The organism is Leminorella grimontii (assembly GCF_039789245.1).
In the GTDB taxonomy this organism is placed as follows: Bacteria; Pseudomonadota; Gammaproteobacteria; order Enterobacterales; family Enterobacteriaceae; genus Leminorella; species Leminorella grimontii.
On record NZ_CP146357.1, the window covers coordinates 1050929 to 1074526 of the forward strand.

The window sequence follows — 23598 nt, forward strand, 5'->3', positions numbered from 1 at the left end:
ACCTTGACCCAAACGAAAATTCGTCGAATAATGACCTTCTGACTCGGGGTGCTTCGCTTAACGCGCGGCTGAGATATCACCCGTATTACCTGATCTGGATTATGCCAGCGTAGGGAAGTCACCGTTTCCCAACGGACCTGTCTTCTTCTCGCCGGTTGGGAGCCTTATGACCTCATCTGACCCTGTTATTCTTTCCGGCGCGATTGCCGCCGATTCTCTTTCCCTGCTGCGTAAGAAAGCGCCGCTCATACACTGCCTGACCAATCAGGTAGTGCAGAACTTTACCGCCAACGTTTTGCTGGCGCTCGGCGCTTCCCCTGTGATGGTCGTTTCCCGGCAGGAGGTCGCTGAATTTGCCGCCATTGCCGACGCGCTATTGGTCAACGTAGGGACGCTGCATGACGAACAGAAAGACGCCATTACGCTGGCGGTCGCCTCGGCCAATCGAGCCGGCGTTCCCTGGGTGCTCGATCCGGTTGCCGTCGGGGGCCTGCACTACCGCACGGCGTTTTGCCGGGAGCTGATAGCGCAAGGGCCTGCCGTTATTCGCGGCAACGCCTCTGAAATCATGGCTCTGGCGGGAAGCGCCGCCCGTGGGAGGGGAGTCGACAGCGCTGATGCGTCCTTCACCGCGCTGCCTTCGGCGAAAGCGCTGGCGCAGGAGACGGGAGCGGTGGTGGCCGTAACCGGCGACGTTGATTATATCACCGACGGGCATTTGACCTACTCTGTACCCTACGGCTCCCCGATGATGACCCGCGTGGTCGGCACCGGCTGCGCGCTGTCCGCCGCGGTGGCGGCGTTTATCGCCGCCAGCAAAGAGCGGCGACTGGAACGGGCGGCATCTGCCTGCATGGTGATGGCCGCCTGCGGCGGCATTGCGGCGGCTGAGGTCGATGGGCCGGGCAGCTTTACGCCGCGCTTTCTGGATTTGTTTTATCAGCTTAGGCCGCAGCGGCTAGAGGAGATGACGGTATGAGAATTAACGCACTGACTATTGCCGGTACCGATCCGAGCGGCGGGGCGGGCATTCAGGCGGATTTGAAGGCCTTTTCAGCGCTGGAGGCCTATGGCGCCAGCGTAATGACGGCTCTGGTGGCGCAGAATACGCGGGGCGTGCAGTCCGTCTACCGCATTGAGCCGTCGTTTGTCTCCGCCCAGCTGAGTTCCGTGCTGGACGACGTCAGAATTGATACCGCCAAGATAGGCATGCTGGCGGAGTCTGACATTGTGCATACCGTCGCCGACGCGCTGGAACGCTACGATATCCCCTTTGTTGTGCTGGATACCGTGATGGTTGCCAAGAGCGGCGATCCGCTGCTGGCGCCGGAAGCGGTGGCGGCCATTCGTCGGCGCCTGCTGCCGACAGTGTCTCTGATTACGCCAAACCTGCCGGAGGCCGCCGCGCTGCTTGAATGCGCACAGGCTGCAAGCGAGCGTGAAATGCTGGAGCAGGGAGAAGCGCTGCTGGCCATGGGGTGTAAAGCAGTGCTGATGAAAGGCGGGCACCTGAGTGAATCCGAAAGCCCGGACTGGCTGATAACGCCGCAGGGAAGCCAACGTTTTACCGCGCCGAGGGTAGCGACTCGCCACACTCACGGCACTGGCTGTACGCTGTCGGCCGCGCTGGCGGCATTACGTCCTCGCTGTGACGACTGGCCGCAGGCGGTCGAAGCGGCGAAGGCCTATTTGCAGGGCGCGCTTGTAGCGGCGGATTCGCTGGAGGTTGGCGGCGGCATTGGGCCGGTTCATCACTTTTATCGCTGGTGGTGAACGTTGAATGAAGGTCGGGCGCTAAGGCGCCCGATGCTTTTTCTAACGAGAATATGAAGACCGTCAGGCCTGAGCCTCTTTCTCCACTGGCGCGCTTTGACGCAGCGCCTTATCGCAGTTGCTCATCGCCCATGCGGTATCCAGCATGCGGTTGGCGAATCCCCATTCGTTGTCGCACCACACCAGCATTTTCACCAGATGCTGGCCGCTGACGCGGGTTTGGGTTCCGTCGACGATGGCGCTGTGCGGATCGTGGTTGAAATCGGTAGAAACCAGCGGCAGCTCGGTATAGTCAACGATGCCGTTAAGCGCATTGTTGGCGGCGTGCTCCAGCAGGCGGTTAACGTCGCCGACGTTGACCGGCACTTCCAACGTGACGCTCAGGTCGATGGCGGTGACGTTAACGGTAGGAACTCGCACCGAAATCGCCTCGAAGCGATCGCAAAACTTGGGGAAAATGCGGGTGATGCCCGCCGCCAGCTTGGTATCCACCGGGATAATCGACTGTCCGGCAGCGCGGGTGCGGCGCAGATCCTTGTGGTAGGCGTCAATTACCGGCTGGTCGTTCATGGCGGCGTGGATAGTGGTCACCGTACCCGAACGGATTTCGAAAGCGTCGTCCAGCAGCTTGATGACGGGAATAATGCAGTTGGTCGTGCAGGAGGCGTTGGATACGATGCGGTGCTCCGCGCGAAGAATAGCGTGGTTGACGCCGTAGACAATCGTTGCGTCGAGGTCGTTGCCGCCGGGGTGTGAAAACAGCACCTTTTTGGCGCCGGCCGCAATGTGGGCTTCGCCGTCGGCCCGGCTGCCAAATACGCCGCTGCAGTCCAGCACGATGTCGACGTTAAGGGACTTCCACGGCAGATTGGCGATCTCTTTTTGATGAAACAGCTGGATGGCGTCATCGTCAATCCACAGCATCTTCCCTTCCTGGCGGACGTTCCGGGCGAAGCGACCGTGGGTTGAGTCATATTTCAGCAGGTGAGCCATTCCCTTAGGCTCGGCCAGTTCATTAATGGCGACGACGCTGATATCCCTATTCCGGCCGGATTCGTAAAGCGCACGCAAAACGCTGCGGCCAATGCGGCCAAAGCCGTTAATGGCGATTCGAAGGGTCATGTTATTCCTTATAGGTACTTGGGGCCGTTCAGCCCTGTTGTCATGCCGGATTGGCAGAATAACACAATGGAGTAAGGGAAAAAGCCTTCCGAAAGGCGTTTAATAGTAAAAGATCATGCGCAAATGTTGACGGCGATGTAGCGTTGGATGAACAGAATGTGCTTTTTTCAACGCGTTTTCGAACTTAATTTGCCGTCGCCTCCGATTATTGCTTCATAATCAGCGCCGCTTTAGATAGCGCTTTTTGTTCTTTACATGTAGTAAACGTCATGAATACAAACCTCTTTACCGCCCGCTGGAGCCGCTCCGGCAACCTGCTGTGCCACGGCGAGTGGCAAATTACCTATAACGGAATCCCCATCCTCCTCCCTGAACGCCTGCGTGACAAAGACATGGGCACCTACGGCATATATGACATCATGGATCCCGATAACGAGCTGTTTGCCGACGGCCTGAAGGAAGACGACTGGATTTTGGAAAATTTGGAGTGGCTGGCGGATTTTTTTGCCGAAAACGACATACCCATTGAAGAACCGCTTATTCGTCAATTTTATCAAGAAATTAACCGGCAGGACTGGCGCTGCACCAGCTGTGCGGGATGCATGTAGCCGGTTGATCACGCATAAAAAATAGGGTTGAACAGAAACAAGTGGATTCATATAGTTACCTTTGTAAATTAATTTCAAGGGAGAAGCCGTATGAAGTGGATGCTATGTGCCGTCGTGCTGCCGCTGGTTGGATGTGGAACTTATCAAAGCGGATGCGACGTCAGGGAGCCTTTGCCTATTTACAAACGCGACGCCGATACGGGAGAGTACAGGCGCGATCGGCGAATGGAGCGGGTTCGGGAGCAGGGAATGCGAGACGGTTCGACGGACGGCGGCGCGATGGGGTGTCGATAGCGTTGTCTACCGCTCAAAAAGCGCGGTAGAGAGTTCGGCAACGTAAATTCCTTCCTGTGAATAGGCAGTTACGCAATGGCCGCGCATGTGATAGAACACGGCGGTCAGATTTTTATCGGCGACAGCAGTAAGGGTTAGGTTATCCCGTTTCTTCATTGACTGGGCAGGCTTGATATCCATAAAGGAAGCAGCGCACGGCCTGGCGCACATGGAGGTCGATCTCTTCTTCCGACGGCGCGGGCACGCCGAACAGCGCGTCCTGCATCAGATTACACTTAATCAGGTTGATCAGGTGGTCGCAGGCCAGATGAGGGTCGGTTTGAATCAGCTCGCCGCGGTCCATGTAGCCTTTGAGAAACGATTCCAGATAGCGTGAAACGCGGCCCGGGCCTTGGGTAATAAAGAATTCGCCCAGCTCTTTGTCGTGAAAAGACTCCGTCAGCAGCAGGCGATAGGTATTGACCATGCAGGGCTGAAGGATGGTGCTTAGAAAGTTGCAGCCAAGCTGCACCAGCTGCTGTTCCAGCGTTTTGTCATCATCATGACGAAAGTTGAAAACGGCGGCGACGTGCTCAATGCTTAGGCCGATAACGGCGGTCAGCAGGCCGCGCTTGTCGCCAAAATAGCTGTAAATAGTCTGCTTGGAACCGCCGCAGCGCTCAATAATCTGATCCAGGTTGGTTTGGGTATATCCTTGCTCAAGAAAAAGATCGCTGGCGGCCTTAATAATTTTTTGCTGTTTTAGCTTTGTCGATGGGCGCATGTAAATACCTCGCGAATGTCGTGTCATTAGAACAGCATTCGTTCTGCTATGCAATTCCCCTTAGTTTATTGATTAATAAAAACTAAATTCGAAAAATAGCGCGTTATCGGCCGTTTTACGTACTTATTAGTACGAATTTTGCGCGGGGCGGCCTTTTAACTTTGCCAGATACTGATGCTGGAAAATGCACATACGAATGGCGTCACGATACTCTCCGTTAATAAAAAACTCGTGCTTTAACGTGCCTTCGATTTCAAAGCCCAGCTTGGCGTAAATGTGGATGGCTTTTTCATTTTCCCTGTCGACTATCAGATACAGCTTATACAGGTTGAGCACCGAGAAGGCGTAGTCCATCGCCGAGCGGGCGGCCGCGCTGGCATAGCCTTGGCCTTGAAATGCCGGATCGATAATTATCTGGAACTCCGCCCGGCGGTGAACGTGGGTGATTTCCACCAGCTCAACCAGCCCGACGCGCTGGCCTGCGGCTTCAATGATAAAGCGGCGCTCGCTCTGATCGTGAATGTGCTTGTCGTACAGGTCCGACAGCTCGACGAAGGCTTCGTACGGCTCTTCGAACCAGTAGCGCATGATGCTGGCATTATTATCCAACTGGTGGACAAACCTTAAATCTTCGCGCTCAAGAGGGCGCAGGGTAACGAGGGGACTGTGGCCCGACATGGGAACTCCATAGGAATATAATCGCATTGTTAAAAACGAGCGCGCGGGGCGCCCGTTAACTAGCTTAGTCGGGTTTTTGGTGGGAGGGCAAGGGGCGTTTGTAGGAATGCGGCCAAGAAAATCGACCGCCTTGTGCTATTTAAAGCTGATATCCCTGAGCCGACAGCGCCTCTCCATCCATCCAAACCTTGCCGTCGCGCATGGTGAGCCGCCCGTCGACAAACCAGCTCACCACCAGCGGATAGATGCGGTGCTCCTGCGCCTGAACGCGCTTGGCGAGCGTCTCTTCCGTGTCGTTTTCAAGCACCGGAACGGCGGCCTGAAGAACGACGGGGCCGCCGTCGAGCTCTTCGGTGACGAAGTGGATGGTCGCGCCGTGCTCGGCGTCGCCGTTTTCCAGCGCTCTCTGGTGGGTGTGCAGGCCGGGATATTTCGGCAGCAGGGAAGGGTGGATGTTGAGCAGCCTGCCCGCATAGCGGTTGACGAATGCTGGGCTCAGGATGCGCATGTAGCCTGCCAGCACCACGAGGTCCGGGCGATAGGCGTCGACGGCGTCCGCCAGCGCGGCGTCGTAGGCGGCGCGGTCGGCAAACCCGCCGGGTTCGACCACTTCGGTAGCGATCCCGGCCTGGCGCGCGCGCGTCAGCCCATAGGCGTCGGCGACGTTGCTGAAGACCGCGCAAATGCGGCCGTTAATTTCGCTGCGGGCGCAGGCGCCAATCAGCGCCTGAAGGTTGGATCCGCTGCCGGAAATTAAAACGACGATCCGTTTCATCAGCGGATCACCACGCGCTCATCGCTGTTGGACGCCTGAATTTTGCCAATTTTCCAAGCGGTTTCTCCGGACGCGTTCAGGCGGGCAACGGCGTCGTCGGCAAGCTCCGGCGACAGCGCGATAATCATGCCTACGCCGCAGTTAAAGGTGCGGTACATTTCGCGGCGCTCGACGTTGCCCGCTTTCGCCAGCCAGTCAAAGACCGCAGGCCAGCGCCAGCTGGCTTCATCAATCACGGCCTGCGTTCCTGCGGGCAGAACGCGGGGAATGTTTTCCCAGAAGCCGCCGCCGGTAATGTGGGCGATGGCTTTAGCGTCGACGTGCTCAAGCAAAGACAGGATGGACTTGACGTAAATACGGGTGGGCGCCAGCAGGCTGTCGGCCAGCGGTTTGCCTTCAAGCGTCGCGACCTGAGGGTCGGTTTTGCTGACTTCAAGAATCTTGCGAACCAGCGAATAGCCGTTGGAGTGCGGGCCGCTGGAGGCCAGCGCAATCAGCGCGTCGCCTTCACAAACTCGGCTGCCGTCGATAATTTCGGACTTCTCGACCACGCCGACGCAAAAACCGGCGACGTCGTAGTCTTCACCGTGGTACATGCCGGGCATCTCCGCCGTTTCGCCGCCTACCAGCGCGCAACCGGACTGCTTACAGCCTTCGGCGATGCCGGTAATGACGCGGGCTGCGGTATCGACGTCTAACTTGCCGGTTGCAAAGTAGTCCAGGAAAAACAGCGGTTCAGCGCCTTGAACAATTAAGTCGTTGACGCACATGGCTACCAGGTCGATCCCGATCGTGTCATGGCGCTTAAGGTCCATCGCCAGGCGAAGCTTGGTGCCGACGCCGTCGGTGCCGGAAACCAGCACGGGTTCACGGTACTTCTTAGGCAGAGCGCACAGCGCGCCGAATCCACCGAGGCCGCCCATCACTTCCGGACGGCGGGTTTCTTTGACGACGCCTTTAATACGATCGACTAATGCATTGCCGGCATCGATGTCCACGCCGGCGTCTTTGTAACTTAAGGAAGTTTTCTCAGTCACTTCGGGATCCCCTGGAAGGTATCTGTAGGCTATACATTGGTAAATAATGTTTCGCAAAGCGGCGCTATTCTATCAGGGAAAGCAATCGTTTGCTCCTGTTATTTGGGCTAGCAAATCAGGCCAAGGCGCCGGGTCTGGCGGGCGCTTTTCCGTGTGGCCATTTAGTAATCAGTATTTCATTATTCGAGCAAGCTGTAACCGTTTATGATCTTAATCATGCATTTGACGATCTCTTGCCCGTCGTTATGAGGTATAATTTACCGATTTTTTTGAGAACGACGTGCGCCATCCGCAGCAGGGGAGAAAATAAAAATGAAGATCGTAGTAGTTAGCCATCCGTTAGTTAAGCACAAGCTGGGCCTGATGCGTGAAGAAGACATCAGTACCAAGCGCTTTCGTGAACTGGCGTCAGAAGTTGGCAGCCTGCTGACCTATGAGGCAACTGCAGATTTAGAAACCGAAAAAGTGACTATCAACGGCTGGAACGGCCCGGTTGAAATCGATCAGATTAAAGGCAAAAAGATAACCGTCGTTCCTATCCTGCGTGCGGGCCTGGGCATGATGGAGGGCGTTTTGGAGCACGTGCCTAGCGCGCGCATCAGCGTCGTCGGCGTATATCGCGATGAAGAAACGCTTAAGCCGGTGCCTTATTTCCAGAAGCTGGTTTCCAACATTGAAGAGCGCATGGCGCTGGTGGTTGACCCGATGCTGGCGACCGGCGGCTCTATGATTGCAACGATTGATCTGCTGAAGAAGGCGGGCTGTCACTCTATTAAGGTACTGGTGCTGGTTGCCGCGCCGGAAGGCGTTGCGGCGCTGGAAGCGGCGCATCCTGACGTAGAGCTGTATACCGCCTCTATCGATCAGGGCCTGAACGACAAAGGCTATATCATTCCGGGCCTTGGCGACGCCGGCGATAAGATCTTCGGTACCAAGTAATACGGGTAGCGGTTTTTTAAGCCGCAGCCTCCTTTCGACAGGGACGTGCTTACGGCGTCAACGTTAGGGTTGGCGCCTAATCAGGCTTGACAGATAAGGGGTTTCGAATGTCTCGATATCACAGTTTTTTAGCCGCAGCTCTGACGCTGGCGCTTGCCGCGCCGGTATGGAGTAAAGAAGCGCCGACCAGCAACGCCAACAGCAACGTCAACAGCCGTGAAGTAGCGAGCGCACTGGGCGGCATCACCAATAAAACCTTTTCTTTGCAAGAAGCGCCGGTGTTGAAAGTGGCGTCGTTTAACATCGCTGCCGGTAAGGTGAGCAAGATGTCCGACATCGCCGTCGCCATCCGTGCGATGAACGTCGACATCGTTGCGCTTCAGGAAGTGGACAAGCTGACGGCGCGCAGCGGCAAGGTCGATCAGCTGGCCGAGCTGATGAAGCTGACGGGGATGTACGGCGCGTTTGGCCGTGCAATTGACTTTGACGGCGGTGAATACGGTCTGGCCTATTTGTCAAAGTATCCTATTAAGGATACGGTGATTTACCCACTGCCTTCCGGCCAACGCGAACAGCGGATCGCCTTTGTGGCGAAGGTTGAGGTGCCGCACTTCGCCGCGCCGATAACCGTGGTGAACGCCCATCTGGACACCAAAGAAGATCCCGCGATGCGTTTGGATCAGGTGCGCGAGCTTAACGATCGCACTATTGAGATCCGAGGCATCAAGCTTTTGTTCGGCGATATGAACGACGTTCCCGGAAGCGTAACCTGGCGTGAGCTTGGTCGTTACTGGAACGACATTCAGCCGGCGGATAAAGACGGCCGCAGCTGGCCTGCGGAAAACGCCGAGATAAAAGTCGACTATATTTTTACCGGCAACGCTCAGCGTTGGCATCTGGACAACGTTACCATCCCGAATGCGAACGGTGAATGGGCCGGCGTTAACTGGCCTTCGGTAAGCGATCACCTGCCTATCGTGGCAGAGCTCAGGATGACTGAGCAATAAGGCACTGAGATATGGGCGATACGATCGCCCATATTTATGGCCGCAGTTTATGGACACGGCTTCAAAATGCGCATCGGAAGCGAACAAACGGCCGGTCGTCGATCGGTAAAAAGGAAGCAACAATAACGAATTACGGGCAAGGTACGCTCGCGACGCTTTGCGGGCGCTTATATCATCATTCAGATTAGAGGTTTACGTTATGCAACAGCCGACTATAGCCGGCACTCAGGCTCCGACCTGGCAAAACGTTCTGGTTGGCGCGCAGATGCTGTTTGTCGCATTTGGCGCCCTGGTTCTGGTTCCGCTGATAACCGGGCTGGACACCAACGTGGCGCTGTTTACCGCCGGCGTGGGCACGCTTCTGTTTCAACTTTGCACTAAGGGAAAGGTGCCGGTCTTTCTGGCGTCTTCTTTTGCGTTCATCGTGCCGATTAGCTACGGCGTTCAGACGTGGGGTATTCCTGCGACCATGGGCGGGCTGTTTGCCGCAGGCGTGATGTACATGATTTTTGGCGGGCTGATTAAGCTACGCGGCTCTCGAATTATTGAGATCCTGCTGCCGCCGGTGGTGACCGGCCCGATGATTGCGATTATCGGCCTTACGCTGGCGCCGGCTGCGGTCAACATGGCGTTGGGAAAAAGCGGTGACGGCGGGTCGGTTATTCTGGCCGACTACAGCGCAGCGCTGATGGTTTCCATGCTGTCGCTGCTGACGACGCTTCTGGTGGCCGTATGGGCGAAGGGTATTTTCCGCCTTATCCCTATTCTGTCTGGTATCGTCGTTGGCTACCTGGTCGCCTTGGCGATGGGGATCGTTAACTTCCAGCCGGTGTTGGACGCGCCGTGGTTCGCCGTGCCGAACTTCACCGCGCCGGAGTTCCACTGGCAGGCGATTCTGTTCATGCTGCCGGTGGTTATCGCGCCGACTATTGAACACGTGGGCGACATCATGGCGATAAGCTCGGTGACCGGCAAGGACTACGCGAAAGATCCCGGCCTGCACCGTACGCTGGGCGGCGATGGTCTTGCAACGTCGGTTGCAGCCTGCTTTGGCGGGCCGCCGTGTATTACCTATGCGGAAGTTATCGGTGCGGTAACGCTAACGCGCAACTTCAATCCGATGGTTATGACCTTCGCCGCCTGCTGGGCGGTGTGCATGTCCTTTATCGGCAAGATTGGCGCCTTCCTGAACACCATTCCTTCTGTGGTAATGGGCGGGATCATGGTGCTGCTGTTTGGATCGATCGCGGCGGTCGGGATCAACATTCTGATTAAAAACCGCGTCGACCTGTCGATAGCGCGCAACCTGTGCATCGTCTCTATCGTACTAGTGTTCGGCATTGGCGGCATGGTGTTTAACTTCGGGCAGTATTCTTTACAGGGAATTAGCCTGTGTGGCGTTATCGCCATCCTGCTGAACCTGATCCTGCCTAAGGCGCCGGCAAGCTCTGGTACAAGCGGCTCCGCGCACTAACGGCGAGAGCCGGCGGCGATCCCTTCGTCGCCGGTTCGTTTTCCGGATCCTGCTGTGATAAAATGAAAGGATCGTCGATCCGTTTTTACTGAGGCCTTTCTGAACTCGTCTATGCAGCTTTCTTTTCCGCTCTATCTCTCTGACGATGAGGTTTTCGCCAGCTTTTATCCTGGGGAAAACGGCGCTCTGCTGTCGGCTGTCCACGCGGCGCTAGAGCAGGAGCACAGCACCTATATCTATTTTTGGTGCTCAGAAGGGGGAGGGCGGACGCATCTGCTCAACGCCGCCTGCAGTGAGCTTTCCTTGAAGGGGCTGGCCGTCGGCTACGTGCCGTTGGACAAGCGCGCCTACTTCGTGCCGGAAGTGCTTGAAGGCATGGAACAGCTCTCTTTGGTGTGCATCGACAACATCGACTGCATCGCCGGAGACGAGGCCTGGGAAATGGCGATCTTTAATCTCTATAACCGCATTCTGGAAACGGGCGCCACCCGGCTGCTGATAAGCGGCGATCGCCCGCCGCGCCAGCTCAACTTAACGCTGCCGGACCTCGCCTCCCGCCTCGACTGGGGGCAAATCTACCGCCTTCACCCGCTGTCGGACGAAGATAAGCTGCAGGCGCTTATTCTGCGCGCCCGGCTGCGCGGCTTCGAGCTGCCGGAAGACGTCGGCCGCTTTCTGCTCAAACGCTTGGATCGAGATACGCGGACGCTGTTTAATACGCTGGACAGGCTCGACAGCGCCTCCATTAGCGCGCAGCGCAAGCTGACTATTCCGTTTGTGAAAGAGGCGCTGGCGCTGTAGGGCGCATTTTTTAACGCGATTGAGTAAAGGCGCAGGGATAAAGAGCGCAAAGTAATTGCATAGGGAAGATAATGCCATGTTCAGGCTCTGTACATTCTATATATTCATATTGTCGCTGTTTTCCGCACCGTCGACGGCCTGTTCGCTGGGACCGGACCCTGAGTATCATTATCAAAAACGTGGTAGTGGAACGATATACGTCGAAGTTTTTCGGGATCAAAAAGCGCTTATTTCTCGTTTACCCGACGTGAAATATGGCCAACTGCGTAGGATTGCCGATCTGTCGGCAAAAGAAGAATCACCTCTATCAGATCTAACGACTGATATCGCTGTCGGGACAGCGCTCGGCGACGTCGAACTTTACTCTTATCATACCGATGGTCGCTATGTCGTGTGGGCCGGAAAAGTATTGCGTAATCCTAAGGGCAAGCCGAAGGTTGATGCGACTAGCTTTCGCGCTTTTGGGCGTTTTGCCGCCGATAAAGACAGCCTCTATTTTGACGGCGTGCGTACCGATGACAACGTGGGCGAAAAACGCGTGGATATGGCGTCGCTGGAGCGGGCTGGCGGTAGTGAAGAGGAATATCGGCCTTTTCAACAGTTCAATACGGAATTGCTAAGAGATCGAAATAACCTCTATCTTAGCGGGCGCTGGTTAGGAAAAGCCACAGGCTTTGCCATTGTTGGAAAGAAAAAGTGGGATCAGCGTGGAAAATTCTATCCTCGCGACAGAGGATGTGGCTTTTTTACCACCCGAAACTTTGACGCTATTGTTCGTACTGATAAATGGGTTGTCGTTAACAGCACGCTCCTCGATACCGACCCCAAAACCTTCCAGATTGTTCGTTGGATCCCTAATTCATTGCTTATTTATAAAGATGGAAGCAGCGTCAGGCGCTATACCTTCGGCCACTCCGATGCAGGAACGCAGGCTAAAGAAAATTGTTCACTCGCTTTTAACGCGCTGGAAGACAGAGTGACGTGGCGAAAAAGTGGCCCGACGGTGCAGGGAACATGCCAAATGGAAGATATTCCAGGTCTTGATCCAGAGCTATTTCAGCCAATTAGCGATGTTGTGGCGCAGTATAAGGATCGCCTGTATGTAGTGGATAAAACCGAGTTTGGCGAGGCTCGGCTTGACGTCATTACGCTGGACGATACAAACCTGATTATAGATAGGCGATTCAACGCCGGGAAAAAGCATGGCTACTTACTCACTGAATGGCGTCAAGGTCTCGTTCAAACGGGATTTATCTCGTTTGAGACTGACGGACCGCTGGTTCTTTTAAATAAAGACAACGGTGAGCGACTTGCGTATGAAGATGGCTATGCGGGGCGATGGTTCGCCCGAGACGATCGCTATGTTTATATCTTTGACGGCTTCCAGCTTTACCGGTATGAAACCGCCGATCCGGCGGCAGCCCGAGTTTTTGAGACAGATTTTAGATATAGCTATGAGCGTTCCAAAAAGCACGCCTATTTAGCCACAATAGAGGGCGTTTATGACAACAACGGCGTGCTGACGCCCGTGGGGCAACAGGGGAACGGAAATGATTAGTATGTTTAGACGCTTATTATGGATAGCGGCACTGCTAATAGCCGTTTTTTCCGCTCGTGCCGAAACCTATAGCTATTCCAGGCAGCAGGGAGGGAATGTCGCAGTTTATGAGGCCAGAGGATATGTCATTATCGCCACATTGCCTGAAATTAATTGGGATGAAAGCTGGAATAAGTTGAGGAATGTCGACATATCCATACCGGAAGAAAAGCTAACGTGGCGAGGTTTGAAGGATTTTTCTAACGAGTACGGGGAGTTCTATTATGGCTATATCACTAACGGCCATTACGTGATTCGGGCGGGAAAAATTGTCAGAAATCAGGTTGATGCCCCTGCCGTTGACGTCGCCAGCTTTCGTGCCTTTGGGCGATTTGCCGCCGATAAAGATAGTCTCTATTTTGACGGCGTACGTACCGATGATAACGTCGGCAAAAAACGCGTGAATATGGAAAACCTTAAGGCCGTGGCGAATAACACCACCATGCTGACTGACGGGCGCAGTCTCTATGTTAAGGGCCGTTGGCAGGGGAGCGCACATGGGTTTACCGCATTGGCTCAAAAGTCGTGGCGTCAGCGCGGCTTTTTTTACGATTTAAGTGCTTCTCAGGGGACTTTCGACGTTATCGCTCGGACTAATACAGGGATCTTTATTAACGGCGAATCGATTGACGCCGAGCCAGATTCTTTCGAGATTATCCGTTGGATGCCCAATGAGCTTTTAGTTTATCGTGATAAAAACGGCGTTAAGCGTTTTCCTTTCGGCAAAGGAAAAGAGAGCATAGTTCTCGCCGAACAAAAGCCGATTGACTGCAGCAAGCCGTTTGATATTCGCGTCGATAAAGTGACGTGGCGAAAGCAGCGCGCTACCGCAAGGGGCGACGATTGTGTTGTTGAAACGCTGTCGAACGTCGATCCTGAGCGGTTTCGTTTGATTACCGATCGGATCGCGCAATATCAGGATCGTCTGTATGCAGTGATGCGGACCAAGTTTGGTGAAGAGCAGATGAAGGTCATTACGTTGGACAAGCCGGATTTGATCATTGATAAGCGTATTAATAGCGGGAAGCGCTATGGTTATGTTATTCGGCACTCAGACTTCACATATAGCACAGGCGAGGTCTTATCGTTTGTTACGTCAGGCCCGTTAGTCGTATTAACCAACTCTCAACGTCCTGAAGGCATCTTTGCTCACGACGAGCGCTACGTTTATATATTGGACGACTATGGTCAGCTGCATCGCTATGAAACCGCCAGCCCGAAAAATGTAAGAATTGAAAATAAGGAACTTATTACCGTAGAGGGTTCCTACAGGGGACGAGATGGGGCGTTTTCGCCTAAAGATGTAAAAGGTTACAAGGCTACGGCTTGGGAATATTACTGAGCCTGATACCGCTCAAACTCCGTATTTACGTTCCCCTGCGCATCGTAAGATACGCTAATCGCCATCTCATCCAGGTCAGAAACCATCGCGAAGGGCTTGCCATTCAGCGCCTCTTTCATCGCCTGATAAAACGGCTGATAAAAGTCCTGCGTCTGTCCCTGCGGATCGTACTTCAGGCTGACGTAAAAGATGGGATACTCTCCGGTATTGCACAGCTGTGCTGACGTGACGGTGATGGCGTAGTGCTCAAAAACCGCCAACGCCGGATGCTGCCATCCCTGTAGCTGCACGCTGCGGCATTCGTCGGCCAGTTCGGTAAACAGCCGCGTTTTATCCAGCGTCGGCGCGGCCTGCGCGCCGACGGCGATGAAAAACGACAGCGCGGCGAAAAACGTTTTTTTTCATGTTCATCCCTGACGGCGCGAAGAAAGCTTAAAGAATCTCTAATACCTTCTCGGGCGGGCGTCCTAAGCGCGCCTTATCGCCAACGATAACGATCGGGCGTTCAATCAGTTTGGGGTTTTGGACCATCGCGTCGATAAGCGCCTGTTCGGAGGCGTCCGCCAGATTCATCTCTTTATACAGATCCTCTTTGGTCCGGATCAGCTGGCGAGCGGAGCTAAAGCCGAGCTTGGTTAAAAGTCCTTTAAGCGTTTTGGCTTCCGGCGGGGTGTCCATATACAGATTGATTTCAGGCGTAATGCCTTTTTCCTCCAGCAGCGCCAGCGTTGTGCGGCTGGTCCCACAGCGTGGGTTATGGTAAATGGTCACTTTGTTAGACATTGAATTCTCCTGTTCTTACTGCTTTGAATACTGTTTAAAGCGCTGCTGTAGCTGGCGCAGTTGGTCAATGCGGGCGTCGTAACGCGCCTGCTTCAGGCTGCCGGTTGATACGCTGGCGCTGGCGGTGCTGAGCATCTCAATCGCCTGGTCTAAGCGGCCTACCAGCGCCATGCTTTCGGCGCGAGCCGCCAACTCTTCATCGCGCAGCCCTTGGCCTGCGCAGGCCTTGGCTAAAAGCTCCCAGCCGTTTGGATCGTCTGGGTGGGCATAGGTATAGCGATAGAGCAGGGTTGACGCTTTAGCCGACTGCCCTGCCTCAATGTAGGCGTTGCCCAGGTTAATCTGTAGTACCGGGTTATTGGGCTGGCTTTTGATTGCCTGCTCCAGCCTGCTGACGGCGGCCGGCGCTCGGTTTTGATCGAGGTCGATATCGGTCGCAAGATCCAGGAACCAGGGATTATTGGGCTGGGCGCTAAGCAGGGACTGAATGGTTGTCCGCGCCGCGTCGTACTGCTGTGACTTGTAGTCCATGATGGCCTGCCCGTAGCGGCCGGCAAGCTGCTCGCGCGAGTTGCCTTTTTTATAGTCGTCCAGAACGTACTGGTTCAGGCCGCCCATGCTGCCATACATGCCCATAACGCGCACTTTAGCGAACAGGTAGTCCTGAGACGATGCGACGATCCTGCGCCCCATCTGGGCTGCGCGGCTTCGGGTGTCGGACATACGAGAGTCCGGCATCGGGTGAGTCAGCAGCATTTCCGGCGGCTTGCTGGCGTAGCGATATTTGTCCGCCAGCTTTTGCATAAAGTCCGGCATGCCCATCGGATCGAATCCGGCCCTTTGCAGCACACGAATGCCGATACGGTCCGCTTCCTGTTCGTTGGACTGCGTGAAGCTGATCATGCCCTGCTGCGTGCCGGCGATGGTGGTGCTGAGCGCGGCCATGCCCGCCTGTGGGTTGGCCATCGTCAACAGGATGGAGCCCAGCGCGCCGACCCAGGTCAGCGGGGCGTTTCGCTGCTGTTCTTCCATTGCGCGGGCCAGGTGGCGCTGAGTCACGTGGGAAATTTCGTGCGCCATGACCGAAGCCAGCTGGCTTTCGTTGTCGGTTTCTTTAAATAGCGAAGAGTGAAGCACAACGTTGCCGCCAAAAAAGGCGAATGCGTTGATTTCGTCATTTTGAATTAAATAGAAGTGAAACGGCGTACGCACCGAATCGGCTTTGGATACCAGGCGCTGGCCCAAACCGTTGACGTAAGTGGTCAACAGCGGGTCGTAAATCAGCGGCGCGCCTGCCCGCAGCTGGCGAAGATAAAAGTCGCCCATCTGCAGCTCTTGGTTGATGCTGAGCGTCCCGCCTGCGGTAGTGCCGATATCGGGAAGGTCGTTCGGCGAATCCGCCATGCCGGAGGTAAGCGGGCCGCACAGCAGAGCGCTGCCCAGTAGGGTAACGAGTAAGGGTTTACGAAAGCTGATGGACATAGCGCTATTCATTCCTGAAGTTGTTCGTACCGTTCAACATTGTGCAATGCAGCCAAGCGTCACTTTACCACCGGCGGGCGCCTGAAGACACCGTCAAAATCCCGTTGTTTTTAGGCTTTAATTCTTGTCGGTGCGGCTGAAATTTATTGCTATTATAGCCTACTGTTTTATAAAACCGCCGTTCGTTAACAGATAGACAACGACAGCGGCGTTTTGTCCCACTGGATTTACGTTTCCGCATCTCTTGTTAAGCCGAAAGAGGGGGCGGTTATTTCGGCCAAACCTGCGGCGGTCCCGTCGGCGTTTGGTTCTAACGGAGGTTGTTTATGCTGGACATGTTGCTGCGCTGGTATCGCCGGCGCTTCTCCGACCCGCAGGCGGTGGCGCTGCTGATTATTCTGGTGGTCGGGTTCGGCATTATCTATTTTTTCAGCGATATTTTAGCGCCTCTGTTGATAGCGATAGTGATTGCCTATCTGCTTGAGTGGCCGACTACCAAGCTGCAAAACATGGGCGTTTCTCGAGGGCTGGCCGCAGGCGGCGTAATAGTGCTGTTTGGCGGAGTCATGTTTGCAACCGTGGTGTTTATCGTACCTGCCGCCTGGCAGCAGGGGGTTAACCTGCTGACGGACCTGCCCAAGATGCTTAATCGCCTGCACGACTTCGCCGCCACCCTGCCTGCGCGCTATCCCGCTTTGGTTGACGCCGGCATTATCGACCTGATAGCCGAAAACTTGCGCTCAAAGCTCAGCGGCGTAGCGGATTCGGTGGTGAAGTACTCGGTGGCCTCCCTGATGGGGGTGCTGACGCTGGCCATTTATCTGATTCTGGTTCCGCTGATGGTTTTCTTTCTTATCAAGGATAAGAAGCAGATGATTTATGCCGTGCGCCGCATTCTGCCCAGAAACCGTGGGTTAGCCGGCAAGGTCTGGCTGGAGATGAACCAGCAGATAACCAACTACATTCGCGGCAAGGTGGTGGAAATCGTTATCGTGACCGTGGCGACCTATCTGGTGTTTTGGGCGATGGGGATGCGCTATTCGCTGCTGTTGGCGGTGCTGGTCGGCGTGGCGGTGCTGGTGCCCTATATCGGCGCGGTGCTGGCGACGATCCCTGTGCTGTTTGTCGCGCTGTTCCAATGGGGCGTTGGCCCCGATTTCTGGACGATGTTTATCGCCTATTTGGTGGTGCAGGGCTTAGACAGCAACCTGCTGGTGCCGCTTCTGTTTTCTGAGGCGGTTAACCTGCATCCGCTGGTGATTATTCTTTCGGTGATTATTTTTGGCGGCATGTGGGGCTTTTGGGGCGTTTTCTTTGCTATCCCTCTGGCTACGCTGGTGAAGGCGGTTATGCACGTCTGGCCGGACGACCTGATAGCCGAGAATCTGAATTAACGTAATGAGAAAAAGGCGGGGTTGAGCGCAACGCCCGGAAGGTTAGCGGCCGTTTCCCCTGATGAAACGGCCGCTCTTGAGTCAGTTAACCCTTGCCGTTCAGATAGTTCAGAACGACGTCATGGTGGTTGTTGGTTTTAAAATCGTCAAACACTTTCTCAATCTTGCCGTCGACGCCGACCAGAAAGCTGATGCGGTGAATACCGTCATAGGTTTTGCCCATGAAGCTCTTTTCACCCCAAATGCCGAACAGTTCGCAGACCTTATGCTCTTCGTCTGACAGCAGCGTAAAATTCAGCAGGTCGCGCTCAACGAAGCGGGACAGTTTTTCAGGCTTGTCGGTACTGATGCCAAGTACGTCAATGCCCAGTTTTTTAAACTCATCCATGTTATCCCTCAGTCCGCACGCCTGCACGGTGCAGCCGGGCGTCATCGCCTTGGGATAAAAGTAGATAAGTACTCTTTGCCCTTGAAAATCACTGAGACTGATATCTTCACCATCTTGATCCGGGAGTGTAAATTCAGGGGCGATATCACCGGCTTTTAATGGATTTATCACGAGTTTCCATCCTTTTGTTCATGCTGTGGGTTGATGACTATGTTAATACTGCCCTGTGCGTTAAGTTCTGCACATAGGCGATAAAAGCGTTGCTCAAGATCGTCATGGTTGCCGGTTAAGGCGCTATGTAGCGTCATTTCAATACCCAGCATCGGGGTATTGGTTTCTTTACAAATACTGGTCTTGGATATCAACTCCGCAATGTTGGTCTGCGCCGAATCGAACAGGTTGGTAAACCGTTCAATAATATGGGGAGAATCTTTTACCTCTACTTTTACCCACATTGTCATCGGCATGGGAGGGCGAAGATGCTGGGTTGTGCGTTTCATCACAATCAGCAGATCGAGCTCGACGCCTTTTTGTACAAGCGTTGACTCCAATAGGCTAATCGCGTTCCAACTGCCCGACAGCAGCATGATAAAGGTAAACTCTTCTCCCAGCAGTGCCAGACGACTATCCTCAATATTACATCCACAGCTGCTGACGTGCCGTGTAATGGTGTTCACAATACCGGGGCGGTCCGTGCCCAATGCGGTAATGACGAGATAGTGTTCAGATTGTTGTGGCACGTTAAAATTCCAACCTAAAATGGGTGGTACTATGGTAAACATAAAAAAATCACCCAGACAAGCCGTTAGAGTGATGTTGTGACTTGCTTTTCGCTATGAGTCAAAAGTACCATGTTTGTTATGTTTATAAAGGGGAATCGCTTATGTTTACGGGGAGTATGGTTGCGCTGGTAACACCGATGGATTCAACAGGATCTGTTGACCGTGCCAGTTTGAAAAAATTGGTTGATTATCATGTGGCTAGCGGTACTGCCGCCATCGTCTCCGTAGGCACGACCGGAGAGTCCGCCACGTTGAATCACAGCGAGCACGTCGACGTCGTCAAAATGACGCTGGAATTGGCGGACGGGCGTATCCCGGTAATTGCCGGTACTGGCGCTAATGCGACCGCCGAAGCCATTCTGCTAACGGAACATTTCAACGGCACCGGCGTCGTGGGATGCCTGTCCGTGACGCCTTACTACAACAAGCCGACTCAGGAAGGCCTGTTCCAGCACTTTAAAGCGATTGCCGAACATACTGATTTGCCGCAAATCCTCTATAATGTGCCGGGACGTACGGGCTGCGATATGCTGCCTGAAACCGTTGCTCGCCTGGCGGAAATCCCCAACATTGTGGCGCTGAAGGACGCAACCGGCAATTTGAGCCGCGTTTCACAGACTCAGGCGCTGGTGGGCAACGACTTTAAACTGCTTAGCGGCGATGACGCAACCTCTCTGGACTTTATGCACCTGGGCGGCCACGGCGTTATCTCTGTAACGGCCAACGTGGCGGCGCGCGAAATGGCGCTGCTGTGCAAATTGGCGGCAGAAGGGAACTTTGCCGAAGCGCGCGGTCTTAATCAGCGGCTGATGCCTTTACACGTGAAGCTATTTGTTGAAGCTAACCCGATCCCGGTCAAATGGGCCTGTTATCGCTTGGGCCTGATTGCTGAAAATACGCTGCGTCTACCCATGACGCCGCTGGCTCAGCAGGCGCGTCCGGTCGTCGAGCAGGCTTTGACGTCTGCCGGTTTGCTCTAAATTTTAGGAAGATTTAATGGTTCACTCATTACAGAAAGCCGCTGGCGTTTCTCTCGTTATGTTATTGGCTGCATGCTCTAACGATCAGTCATACAAACATCAGGTAAACGGCAACGAAGACTACTTGAAGGCGCCTGAACTGCGAGAGCTGCGTGCGCCGGCGGGAATGGTTCTGCCGATGCAGAACGGGCAATACGGCATTAACAACCGTGTATCTGACGCGGGTAGCGTAGGCTACGCGTTAGACATTCGCCCACCGTCACAGCCGCTGGCCTTGATGGCCGGCTCACGCGTTCAGTTCAGCGGCAACACCGCAACGCTGCTGCTGGAAGACAACGCGAAGAACCAAGGGCTGTGGAATCAGGTTATTTCCGTGCTGGAAAGCAAGGGCTACCGCATTACTGGCCACCAGGAGGCCAGCCAAACGTTGACCACCGACTGGGTCGAGTGGCCGCGCGGAGATGAAAAGGTTGCCTATCAGGCTCGCTACCAGATCGGCGTTCAGCAGCAGGCTTATCAGCATCAGCTTTCTGTCAAAGTGCTAGAACTCAAGGCTGACGGTAAAACCGTCTCCGACGCGGCTAACATGCAGCGCTATAGCATTAGCATGCTGAATACGATTAGCGAAGGGCTGGAGAAGCGTCAGAACGCAAGCAACGCGCAGAACGCCGCGGGCGTCGGCACGATGGTCGTTCAGGCCGCGGCTGATGATACCGGGCTGCCGGTCGCGATTGTTCGCGCGCCGTATTCTGTCGTTTGGGAGCGCCTGCCCGCAGCGTTGGAAAAAATGGGCATGACGATTACCGACAGCAACAGGCCACAGGGCACGATTGCGGTGACCTTCAAGTCTTCCAACAGCAACTGGGCCGCGCTGAGCGTTTCGAATCCTGACCTGAGTAACGGTGATTACAAAATTCAGGTAGGCGATTTGGATAACCGCACCAGCCTTCAGTTCAGCACCGATAAAGGCCGCGTGCTGAAAGAAGCCGACAACGCGGCGCTGGTGACGATACTACAGGCCGCGCTAAACCAGAGCGTAGCGGTCACTAAATAAACAAAAAAGGGGCGCACGCCCCTTTTTTATTTCCATTCCTAAAATCAAACGGAGAACACTGAAGATGCAAAAGGTCGCCGAGCTTTATCGAGGTAAGGCAAAAACCGTTTATACCACTGAGGATCCCTCCCTATTAGTGCTGGAGTTCCGTAATGATACTTCCGCAATGGACGGCGAGCGTATCGAGCAGTTCGATCGCAAGGGCATGATCAACAACAAGTTCAACTTCTTCATCATGAGCAAGCTGGAAGAAGCCGGCATTCCCACTCAGATGGTGCGTATGTTGTCGGATACGGAAGTGTTGGTGAAAAAGCTGTCGATGGTGCCCGTCGAGTGTGTGATCCGCAACCGAGCAGCCGGTTCTCTGGTTCGCCGTTTAGGCGTTGAAGAAGGCCTGGAGCTTAATCCGCCTCTGTTCGATCTGTTTTTAAAGAATGACGCCATGCACGATCCGATGATCAACGAGTCCTACTGCGCTACCTTTGGCTGGGTGAATGAAGCCAATCTGGCGCGCATGAAGGAGTTGACCTATAAGGCTAACCAGGTGCTGAGCAAGCTGTTTGACGACGCAGGCTTGATTTTGGTCGATTTTAAGCTTGAGTTTGGCCTGTTCAATGGCGAAGTGGTACTGGGAGATGAATTCTCGCCGGACGGCAGCCGCCTGTGGGATAAAGCCACGATGGATAAAATGGACAAAGACCGTTTTCGCCAACGCATGGGCGGGCTGATTGAAGCCTATGAAGAGGTTGCACGCCGTCTCGGTATTTCTTTGGACTAAATGCGCAAACGATTACGTATTCATTAACCCCCGTCAAAGCCGGCGTTTGCCGGCTTTTTAACGCTTGGATTTTGGCGTTGCCCCAAGGCCGTCTCCATTTTGTCACACGCGTTTTTGCCTTTGTCGTTTATACTATTAACACTATTTATAAGTGCAGGGCGTGCTTAAAAGGCGCTCCAAGCCAGTGTTAATGAGAGTAAAGCTATGCGGTGGCAAGGTCGTAGAGAAAGTGAAAACGTCGAGGATCGTCGGCAGCAGTCCGGAGGATTTTCACGGGGCATGGGTGGTGGAAACATTCGCCTGCCGAGCGGAAAGGGCGGGCTAATTTTGCTGGTGGTCGTGCTGGTCGCCGGCTATTACGGCGTCGACCTAACGCCTCTGCTGACGGGGGGAGAGGCGCCGACGACGGAGCAGGTTCAGCCCGTATCGGAAAAAGACAACGAACAGGCCAAGTTTACCTCTACCGTGTTAGCGTCAACGGAAGACTCTTGGCGAGCCATTTTTAAACAGCAGGGCGCACAGTATCAGGATCCTAAGCTGGTGCTGTATCGCGGCGCGACCCGGACCGGATGCGGTACGGGGCAGGCGGTGATGGGGCCGTTCTATTGCCCGGCGGATAAGACCGTCTATATCGACCTCTCTTTCTATCAGGATATGGAAAAGAAAATGCGTGCCGGAGGCGATTTCGCTCAGGCCTACGTGGTGGCGCATGAAGTGGGGCATCACGTACAAAACCTGATGGGAACGGCAGACAAAGTGCGAGCCCTGCAGCAGCGGTCTAAAAGCCAGGCGGAGGTTAACCAGCTGTCCGTACGCCTTGAACTTCAGGCCGACTGCTACGCAGGCGTTTGGGGGAATACCCTGAAGAACCAGCAAATTTTAGAGGTTGGCGATTTGGAAGAGGCGCTGAACGCTGCGCAGGCCATCGGTGACGATCGCCTGCAGAAGCAGAGTTCCGGCAGGGTTATCCCGGACAGCTTTACGCACGGCACATCACAGCAGCGCTATACCTGGTTCAAGCGTGGTTTTGACAGCGGCGACTATCGCCAGTGCGACACCTTCAGCGCCGCCAGACTATAATTTCTCACTATTTGCGCTATGATAGGGCGTCGATGCCATTTGGCATCCGACGCCCGTCAACGAGTTAAGGCCTTTTGACTACGAGTAACGCGCAAATGCCCCATATCGATCCCACGCTGATAGTCCTGCTGGTGCTGGCAGGTCTGGGAATATTAAGCCATAACAACACCGTCACTATCGCTATTCTTGTACTGCTGATCCTGCGTCTGACCCCGCTTTCGGCCGCTTTCCCCTGGGTGCAAAAGTACGGATTGACTATTGGAATCACCATTTTGACCATTGCGGTAATGACGCCGCTGGCAAACGGCAAGATGTCGCCGTCTATGCTGATGCAGGTTTTTGTTAACTGGAAGTCGCTGGTGGCGATTGTTATCGGCATTGTCGTTGCCTGGCTCGGTGGGCGCGGCGTGACGCTGATGACCAACCAGCCGAGCGTCGTCGCCGGGCTTTTGGTCGGTACGATTATTGGCGTAGCCTTCTTTCGCGGCATCCCGGTTGGACCGCTCATCGCGGCAGGCGTGGTATCGCTGATTGTAGGCAAAGGCTAACGAATAGGCGCTTGATGCCGACGGCAATATAAATGATATGACTTCTCGCCAACAGCCCTTATAATCGCCCCTAACCTATTGTTATTGCGCGGCCTCTATCCAATGCACGTCGACCTTTC

General features: G+C 54.6%; 26 protein-coding genes and 1 riboswitch. Of the genes, 16 read left to right on the forward strand and 10 right to left on the reverse strand.

Annotated features, from left to right (window positions below):
* The first annotated feature begins 34 nt into the window (after positions 1–34).
* A riboswitch (TPP riboswitch) is annotated at positions 35–133 on the forward strand.
* Between the two features lie 33 nt (positions 134–166).
* Together thiM and thiD are read left to right on the forward strand one after the other, a co-directional pair.
* On the forward strand, positions 167–979 hold the full coding sequence (gene thiM / locus V8L73_RS04975) for a hydroxyethylthiazole kinase (RefSeq protein ID WP_347254263.1): 813 nt from the start codon (positions 167–169) through the stop codon (positions 977–979).
* The gene (gene thiD, locus V8L73_RS04980; RefSeq protein WP_347254264.1) at positions 976–1773 is read left to right on the forward strand and encodes a bifunctional hydroxymethylpyrimidine kinase/phosphomethylpyrimidine kinase; all 798 of its coding nucleotides are present in this window, start codon (positions 976–978) and stop codon (positions 1771–1773) included. The genes thiM and thiD overlap by 4 nt, the downstream gene beginning before the upstream one ends.
* 63 nt (positions 1774–1836) lie before the next feature.
* Here the strand turns inward: thiD and epd are convergent, their stop codons facing one another.
* Positions 1837–2895 (reverse strand): erythrose-4-phosphate dehydrogenase, encoded by a 1059-nt coding sequence (gene epd, locus V8L73_RS04985; protein WP_051155624.1) that lies wholly within the window; start codon positions 2893–2895, stop codon positions 1837–1839.
* Between the two features lie 269 nt (positions 2896–3164).
* On the opposite strand from epd, the gene V8L73_RS04990 reads away from it, so the two are divergent.
* Positions 3165–3503, forward strand: coding sequence for a hypothetical protein (locus V8L73_RS04990; protein ID WP_347254265.1), 339 nt, complete (start codon positions 3165–3167; stop codon positions 3501–3503).
* Positions 3504–3593: 90 nt separating this feature from the next.
* Positions 3594–3797, forward strand: coding sequence for a hypothetical protein (locus V8L73_RS04995; protein ID WP_027274019.1), 204 nt, complete (start codon positions 3594–3596; stop codon positions 3795–3797).
* Positions 3798–3936: 139 nt separating this feature from the next.
* On the opposite strand, the gene V8L73_RS05000 is transcribed toward V8L73_RS04995, so the two are convergent.
* The 4 genes from V8L73_RS05000 to purM form a co-directional block, all read right to left on the reverse strand.
* Positions 3937–4560 carry a TetR/AcrR family transcriptional regulator gene (locus V8L73_RS05000; protein WP_347254266.1) on the reverse strand — a complete coding sequence of 208 codons (624 nt, stop codon included), beginning with the start codon at positions 4558–4560 and terminating at the stop codon, positions 3937–3939.
* 126 nt (positions 4561–4686) lie between these two features.
* On the reverse strand, positions 4687–5238 hold the full coding sequence (gene speG, locus V8L73_RS05005) for a spermidine N1-acetyltransferase (protein ID WP_261831220.1): 552 nt from the start codon (positions 5236–5238) through the stop codon (positions 4687–4689).
* 139 nt (positions 5239–5377) lie between these two features.
* Positions 5378–6013: a phosphoribosylglycinamide formyltransferase gene (gene purN / locus V8L73_RS05010; protein ID WP_347254267.1), complete on the reverse strand. Its 636-nt coding sequence runs from the start codon at positions 6011–6013 to the stop codon at positions 5378–5380.
* Positions 6013–7050 (reverse strand): phosphoribosylformylglycinamidine cyclo-ligase, encoded by a 1038-nt coding sequence (gene purM / locus V8L73_RS05015; protein WP_027274015.1) that lies wholly within the window; start codon positions 7048–7050, stop codon positions 6013–6015. Before purM ends, purN begins: the two co-directional genes overlap by 1 nt.
* Positions 7051–7362: 312 nt before the next feature.
* On the opposite strand from purM, the gene upp reads away from it, so the two are divergent.
* The 6 genes from upp to V8L73_RS05045 all read left to right on the forward strand — a co-directional run bounded on the left by upp (position 7363) and on the right by V8L73_RS05045 (position 14210).
* A complete protein-coding gene (upp, locus tag V8L73_RS05020) occupies positions 7363–7989 on the forward strand; it encodes a uracil phosphoribosyltransferase (RefSeq protein WP_027274014.1) in 627 nt (208 codons plus the stop codon).
* Between the two features lie 107 nt (positions 7990–8096).
* Complete coding sequence (locus V8L73_RS05025) at positions 8097–8996, forward strand: endonuclease/exonuclease/phosphatase family protein (RefSeq protein WP_027274013.1); 900 nt, start codon at positions 8097–8099, stop codon at positions 8994–8996.
* A 199-nt stretch (positions 8997–9195) separates the two neighbouring features.
* On the forward strand, positions 9196–10470 hold the full coding sequence (locus tag V8L73_RS05030; protein WP_051155623.1) for a uracil-xanthine permease family protein: 1275 nt from the start codon (positions 9196–9198) through the stop codon (positions 10468–10470).
* A gap of 111 nt (positions 10471–10581) precedes the next feature.
* On the forward strand, positions 10582–11271 hold the full coding sequence (hda, locus tag V8L73_RS05035) for a DnaA inactivator Hda (protein ID WP_036023581.1): 690 nt from the start codon (positions 10582–10584) through the stop codon (positions 11269–11271).
* A 76-nt stretch (positions 11272–11347) separates the two neighbouring features.
* Complete coding sequence (locus tag V8L73_RS05040; protein ID WP_347254268.1) at positions 11348–12829, forward strand: DKNYY family protein; 1482 nt, start codon at positions 11348–11350, stop codon at positions 12827–12829.
* Between the two features lies 1 nt (position 12830).
* A complete protein-coding gene (locus tag V8L73_RS05045; protein ID WP_347254269.1) occupies positions 12831–14210 on the forward strand; it encodes a hypothetical protein in 1380 nt (459 codons plus the stop codon).
* Here the strand turns inward: V8L73_RS05045 and V8L73_RS05050 are convergent.
* The 3 genes from V8L73_RS05050 to V8L73_RS05060 form a co-directional block, all read right to left on the reverse strand.
* Positions 14204–14500 carry a hypothetical protein gene (locus tag V8L73_RS05050; RefSeq protein WP_134388995.1) on the reverse strand — a complete coding sequence of 99 codons (297 nt, stop codon included), beginning with the start codon at positions 14498–14500 and terminating at the stop codon, positions 14204–14206. The genes V8L73_RS05045 and V8L73_RS05050 overlap by 7 nt on opposite strands.
* 142 nt (positions 14501–14642) lie before the next feature.
* The gene (arsC, locus tag V8L73_RS05055; RefSeq protein ID WP_347254270.1) at positions 14643–14993 is read right to left on the reverse strand and encodes an arsenate reductase (glutaredoxin); all 351 of its coding nucleotides are present in this window, start codon (positions 14991–14993) and stop codon (positions 14643–14645) included.
* A 15-nt stretch (positions 14994–15008) separates the two neighbouring features.
* The gene (locus tag V8L73_RS05060; RefSeq protein ID WP_347254271.1) at positions 15009–16475 is read right to left on the reverse strand and encodes a M48 family metallopeptidase; all 1467 of its coding nucleotides are present in this window, start codon (positions 16473–16475) and stop codon (positions 15009–15011) included.
* A gap of 326 nt (positions 16476–16801) precedes the next feature.
* On the opposite strand from V8L73_RS05060, the gene V8L73_RS05065 reads away from it, so the two are divergent.
* Positions 16802–17869: an AI-2E family transporter gene (locus V8L73_RS05065; RefSeq protein WP_027274006.1), complete on the forward strand. Its 1068-nt coding sequence runs from the start codon at positions 16802–16804 to the stop codon at positions 17867–17869.
* 85 nt (positions 17870–17954) lie between these two features.
* On the opposite strand, the gene bcp is transcribed toward V8L73_RS05065, so the two are convergent.
* Entirely contained in the window at positions 17955–18425 is a 471-nt protein-coding gene (bcp, locus tag V8L73_RS05070; protein WP_027274005.1) for a thioredoxin-dependent thiol peroxidase, read from the reverse strand.
* The gene (locus tag V8L73_RS05075) at positions 18425–18997 is read right to left on the reverse strand and encodes a glycine cleavage system transcriptional repressor (protein WP_027274004.1); all 573 of its coding nucleotides are present in this window, start codon (positions 18995–18997) and stop codon (positions 18425–18427) included. The genes bcp and V8L73_RS05075 overlap by 1 nt, the downstream gene beginning before the upstream one ends.
* A 143-nt stretch (positions 18998–19140) precedes the next feature.
* Between V8L73_RS05075 and dapA the strand changes: the two genes are divergently transcribed.
* The 5 genes from dapA (at position 19141) to V8L73_RS05100 (ending at position 23479) form a co-directional block, all read left to right on the forward strand.
* Positions 19141–20019 carry a 4-hydroxy-tetrahydrodipicolinate synthase gene (gene dapA, locus V8L73_RS05080; RefSeq protein ID WP_027274003.1) on the forward strand — a complete coding sequence of 293 codons (879 nt, stop codon included), beginning with the start codon at positions 19141–19143 and terminating at the stop codon, positions 20017–20019.
* A gap of 16 nt (positions 20020–20035) precedes the next feature.
* Complete coding sequence (bamC, locus tag V8L73_RS05085) at positions 20036–21073, forward strand: outer membrane protein assembly factor BamC (RefSeq protein ID WP_261831214.1); 1038 nt, start codon at positions 20036–20038, stop codon at positions 21071–21073.
* A gap of 64 nt (positions 21074–21137) precedes the next feature.
* Positions 21138–21851 (forward strand): phosphoribosylaminoimidazolesuccinocarboxamide synthase, encoded by a 714-nt coding sequence (gene purC, locus V8L73_RS05090; RefSeq protein ID WP_261831213.1) that lies wholly within the window; start codon positions 21138–21140, stop codon positions 21849–21851.
* Between the two features lie 204 nt (positions 21852–22055).
* Complete coding sequence (ypfJ, locus tag V8L73_RS05095) at positions 22056–22931, forward strand: KPN_02809 family neutral zinc metallopeptidase (RefSeq protein ID WP_347254272.1); 876 nt, start codon at positions 22056–22058, stop codon at positions 22929–22931.
* Positions 22932–23026: 95 nt separating this feature from the next.
* Positions 23027–23479 (forward strand): DUF441 domain-containing protein, encoded by a 453-nt coding sequence (locus V8L73_RS05100; protein ID WP_027273999.1) that lies wholly within the window; start codon positions 23027–23029, stop codon positions 23477–23479.
* Positions 23480–23598 lie beyond the last annotated feature (119 nt).

Coding starts and splice junctions, on each gene's coding strand:
- epd (WP_051155624.1), bottom strand. CDS start 2,895: ATGACCCTTCGAATCGCCATTAACGGCTTTGGCCGCATTGGCCGCAGC.
- V8L73_RS05030 (WP_051155623.1), top strand. CDS start 9,196: ATGCAACAGCCGACTATAGCCGGCACTCAGGCTCCGACCTGGCAAAAC.
- V8L73_RS05100 (WP_027273999.1), top strand. CDS start 23,027: ATGCCCCATATCGATCCCACGCTGATAGTCCTGCTGGTGCTGGCAGGT.
- hda (WP_036023581.1), top strand. CDS start 10,582: ATGCAGCTTTCTTTTCCGCTCTATCTCTCTGACGATGAGGTTTTCGCC.
- V8L73_RS05065 (WP_027274006.1), top strand. CDS start 16,802: ATGCTGGACATGTTGCTGCGCTGGTATCGCCGGCGCTTCTCCGACCCG.
- V8L73_RS05045 (WP_347254269.1), top strand. CDS start 12,831: ATGTTTAGACGCTTATTATGGATAGCGGCACTGCTAATAGCCGTTTTT.
- thiD (WP_347254264.1), top strand. CDS start 976: ATGAGAATTAACGCACTGACTATTGCCGGTACCGATCCGAGCGGCGGG.
- V8L73_RS05060 (WP_347254271.1), bottom strand. CDS start 16,475: ATGTCCATCAGCTTTCGTAAACCCTTACTCGTTACCCTACTGGGCAGC.
- V8L73_RS05025 (WP_027274013.1), top strand. CDS start 8,097: ATGTCTCGATATCACAGTTTTTTAGCCGCAGCTCTGACGCTGGCGCTT.
- dapA (WP_027274003.1), top strand. CDS start 19,141: ATGTTTACGGGGAGTATGGTTGCGCTGGTAACACCGATGGATTCAACA.
- V8L73_RS05000 (WP_347254266.1), bottom strand. CDS start 4,560: ATGCGCCCATCGACAAAGCTAAAACAGCAAAAAATTATTAAGGCCGCC.
- V8L73_RS05040 (WP_347254268.1), top strand. CDS start 11,348: ATGTTCAGGCTCTGTACATTCTATATATTCATATTGTCGCTGTTTTCC.
- speG (WP_261831220.1), bottom strand. CDS start 5,238: ATGTCGGGCCACAGTCCCCTCGTTACCCTGCGCCCTCTTGAGCGCGAA.
- purC (WP_261831213.1), top strand. CDS start 21,138: ATGCAAAAGGTCGCCGAGCTTTATCGAGGTAAGGCAAAAACCGTTTAT.
- upp (WP_027274014.1), top strand. CDS start 7,363: ATGAAGATCGTAGTAGTTAGCCATCCGTTAGTTAAGCACAAGCTGGGC.
- bamC (WP_261831214.1), top strand. CDS start 20,036: ATGGTTCACTCATTACAGAAAGCCGCTGGCGTTTCTCTCGTTATGTTA.
- V8L73_RS04990 (WP_347254265.1), top strand. CDS start 3,165: ATGAATACAAACCTCTTTACCGCCCGCTGGAGCCGCTCCGGCAACCTG.
- ypfJ (WP_347254272.1), top strand. CDS start 22,056: ATGCGGTGGCAAGGTCGTAGAGAAAGTGAAAACGTCGAGGATCGTCGG.
- purN (WP_347254267.1), bottom strand. CDS start 6,013: ATGAAACGGATCGTCGTTTTAATTTCCGGCAGCGGATCCAACCTTCAG.
- arsC (WP_347254270.1), bottom strand. CDS start 14,993: ATGTCTAACAAAGTGACCATTTACCATAACCCACGCTGTGGGACCAGC.
- thiM (WP_347254263.1), top strand. CDS start 167: ATGACCTCATCTGACCCTGTTATTCTTTCCGGCGCGATTGCCGCCGAT.
- V8L73_RS04995 (WP_027274019.1), top strand. CDS start 3,594: ATGAAGTGGATGCTATGTGCCGTCGTGCTGCCGCTGGTTGGATGTGGA.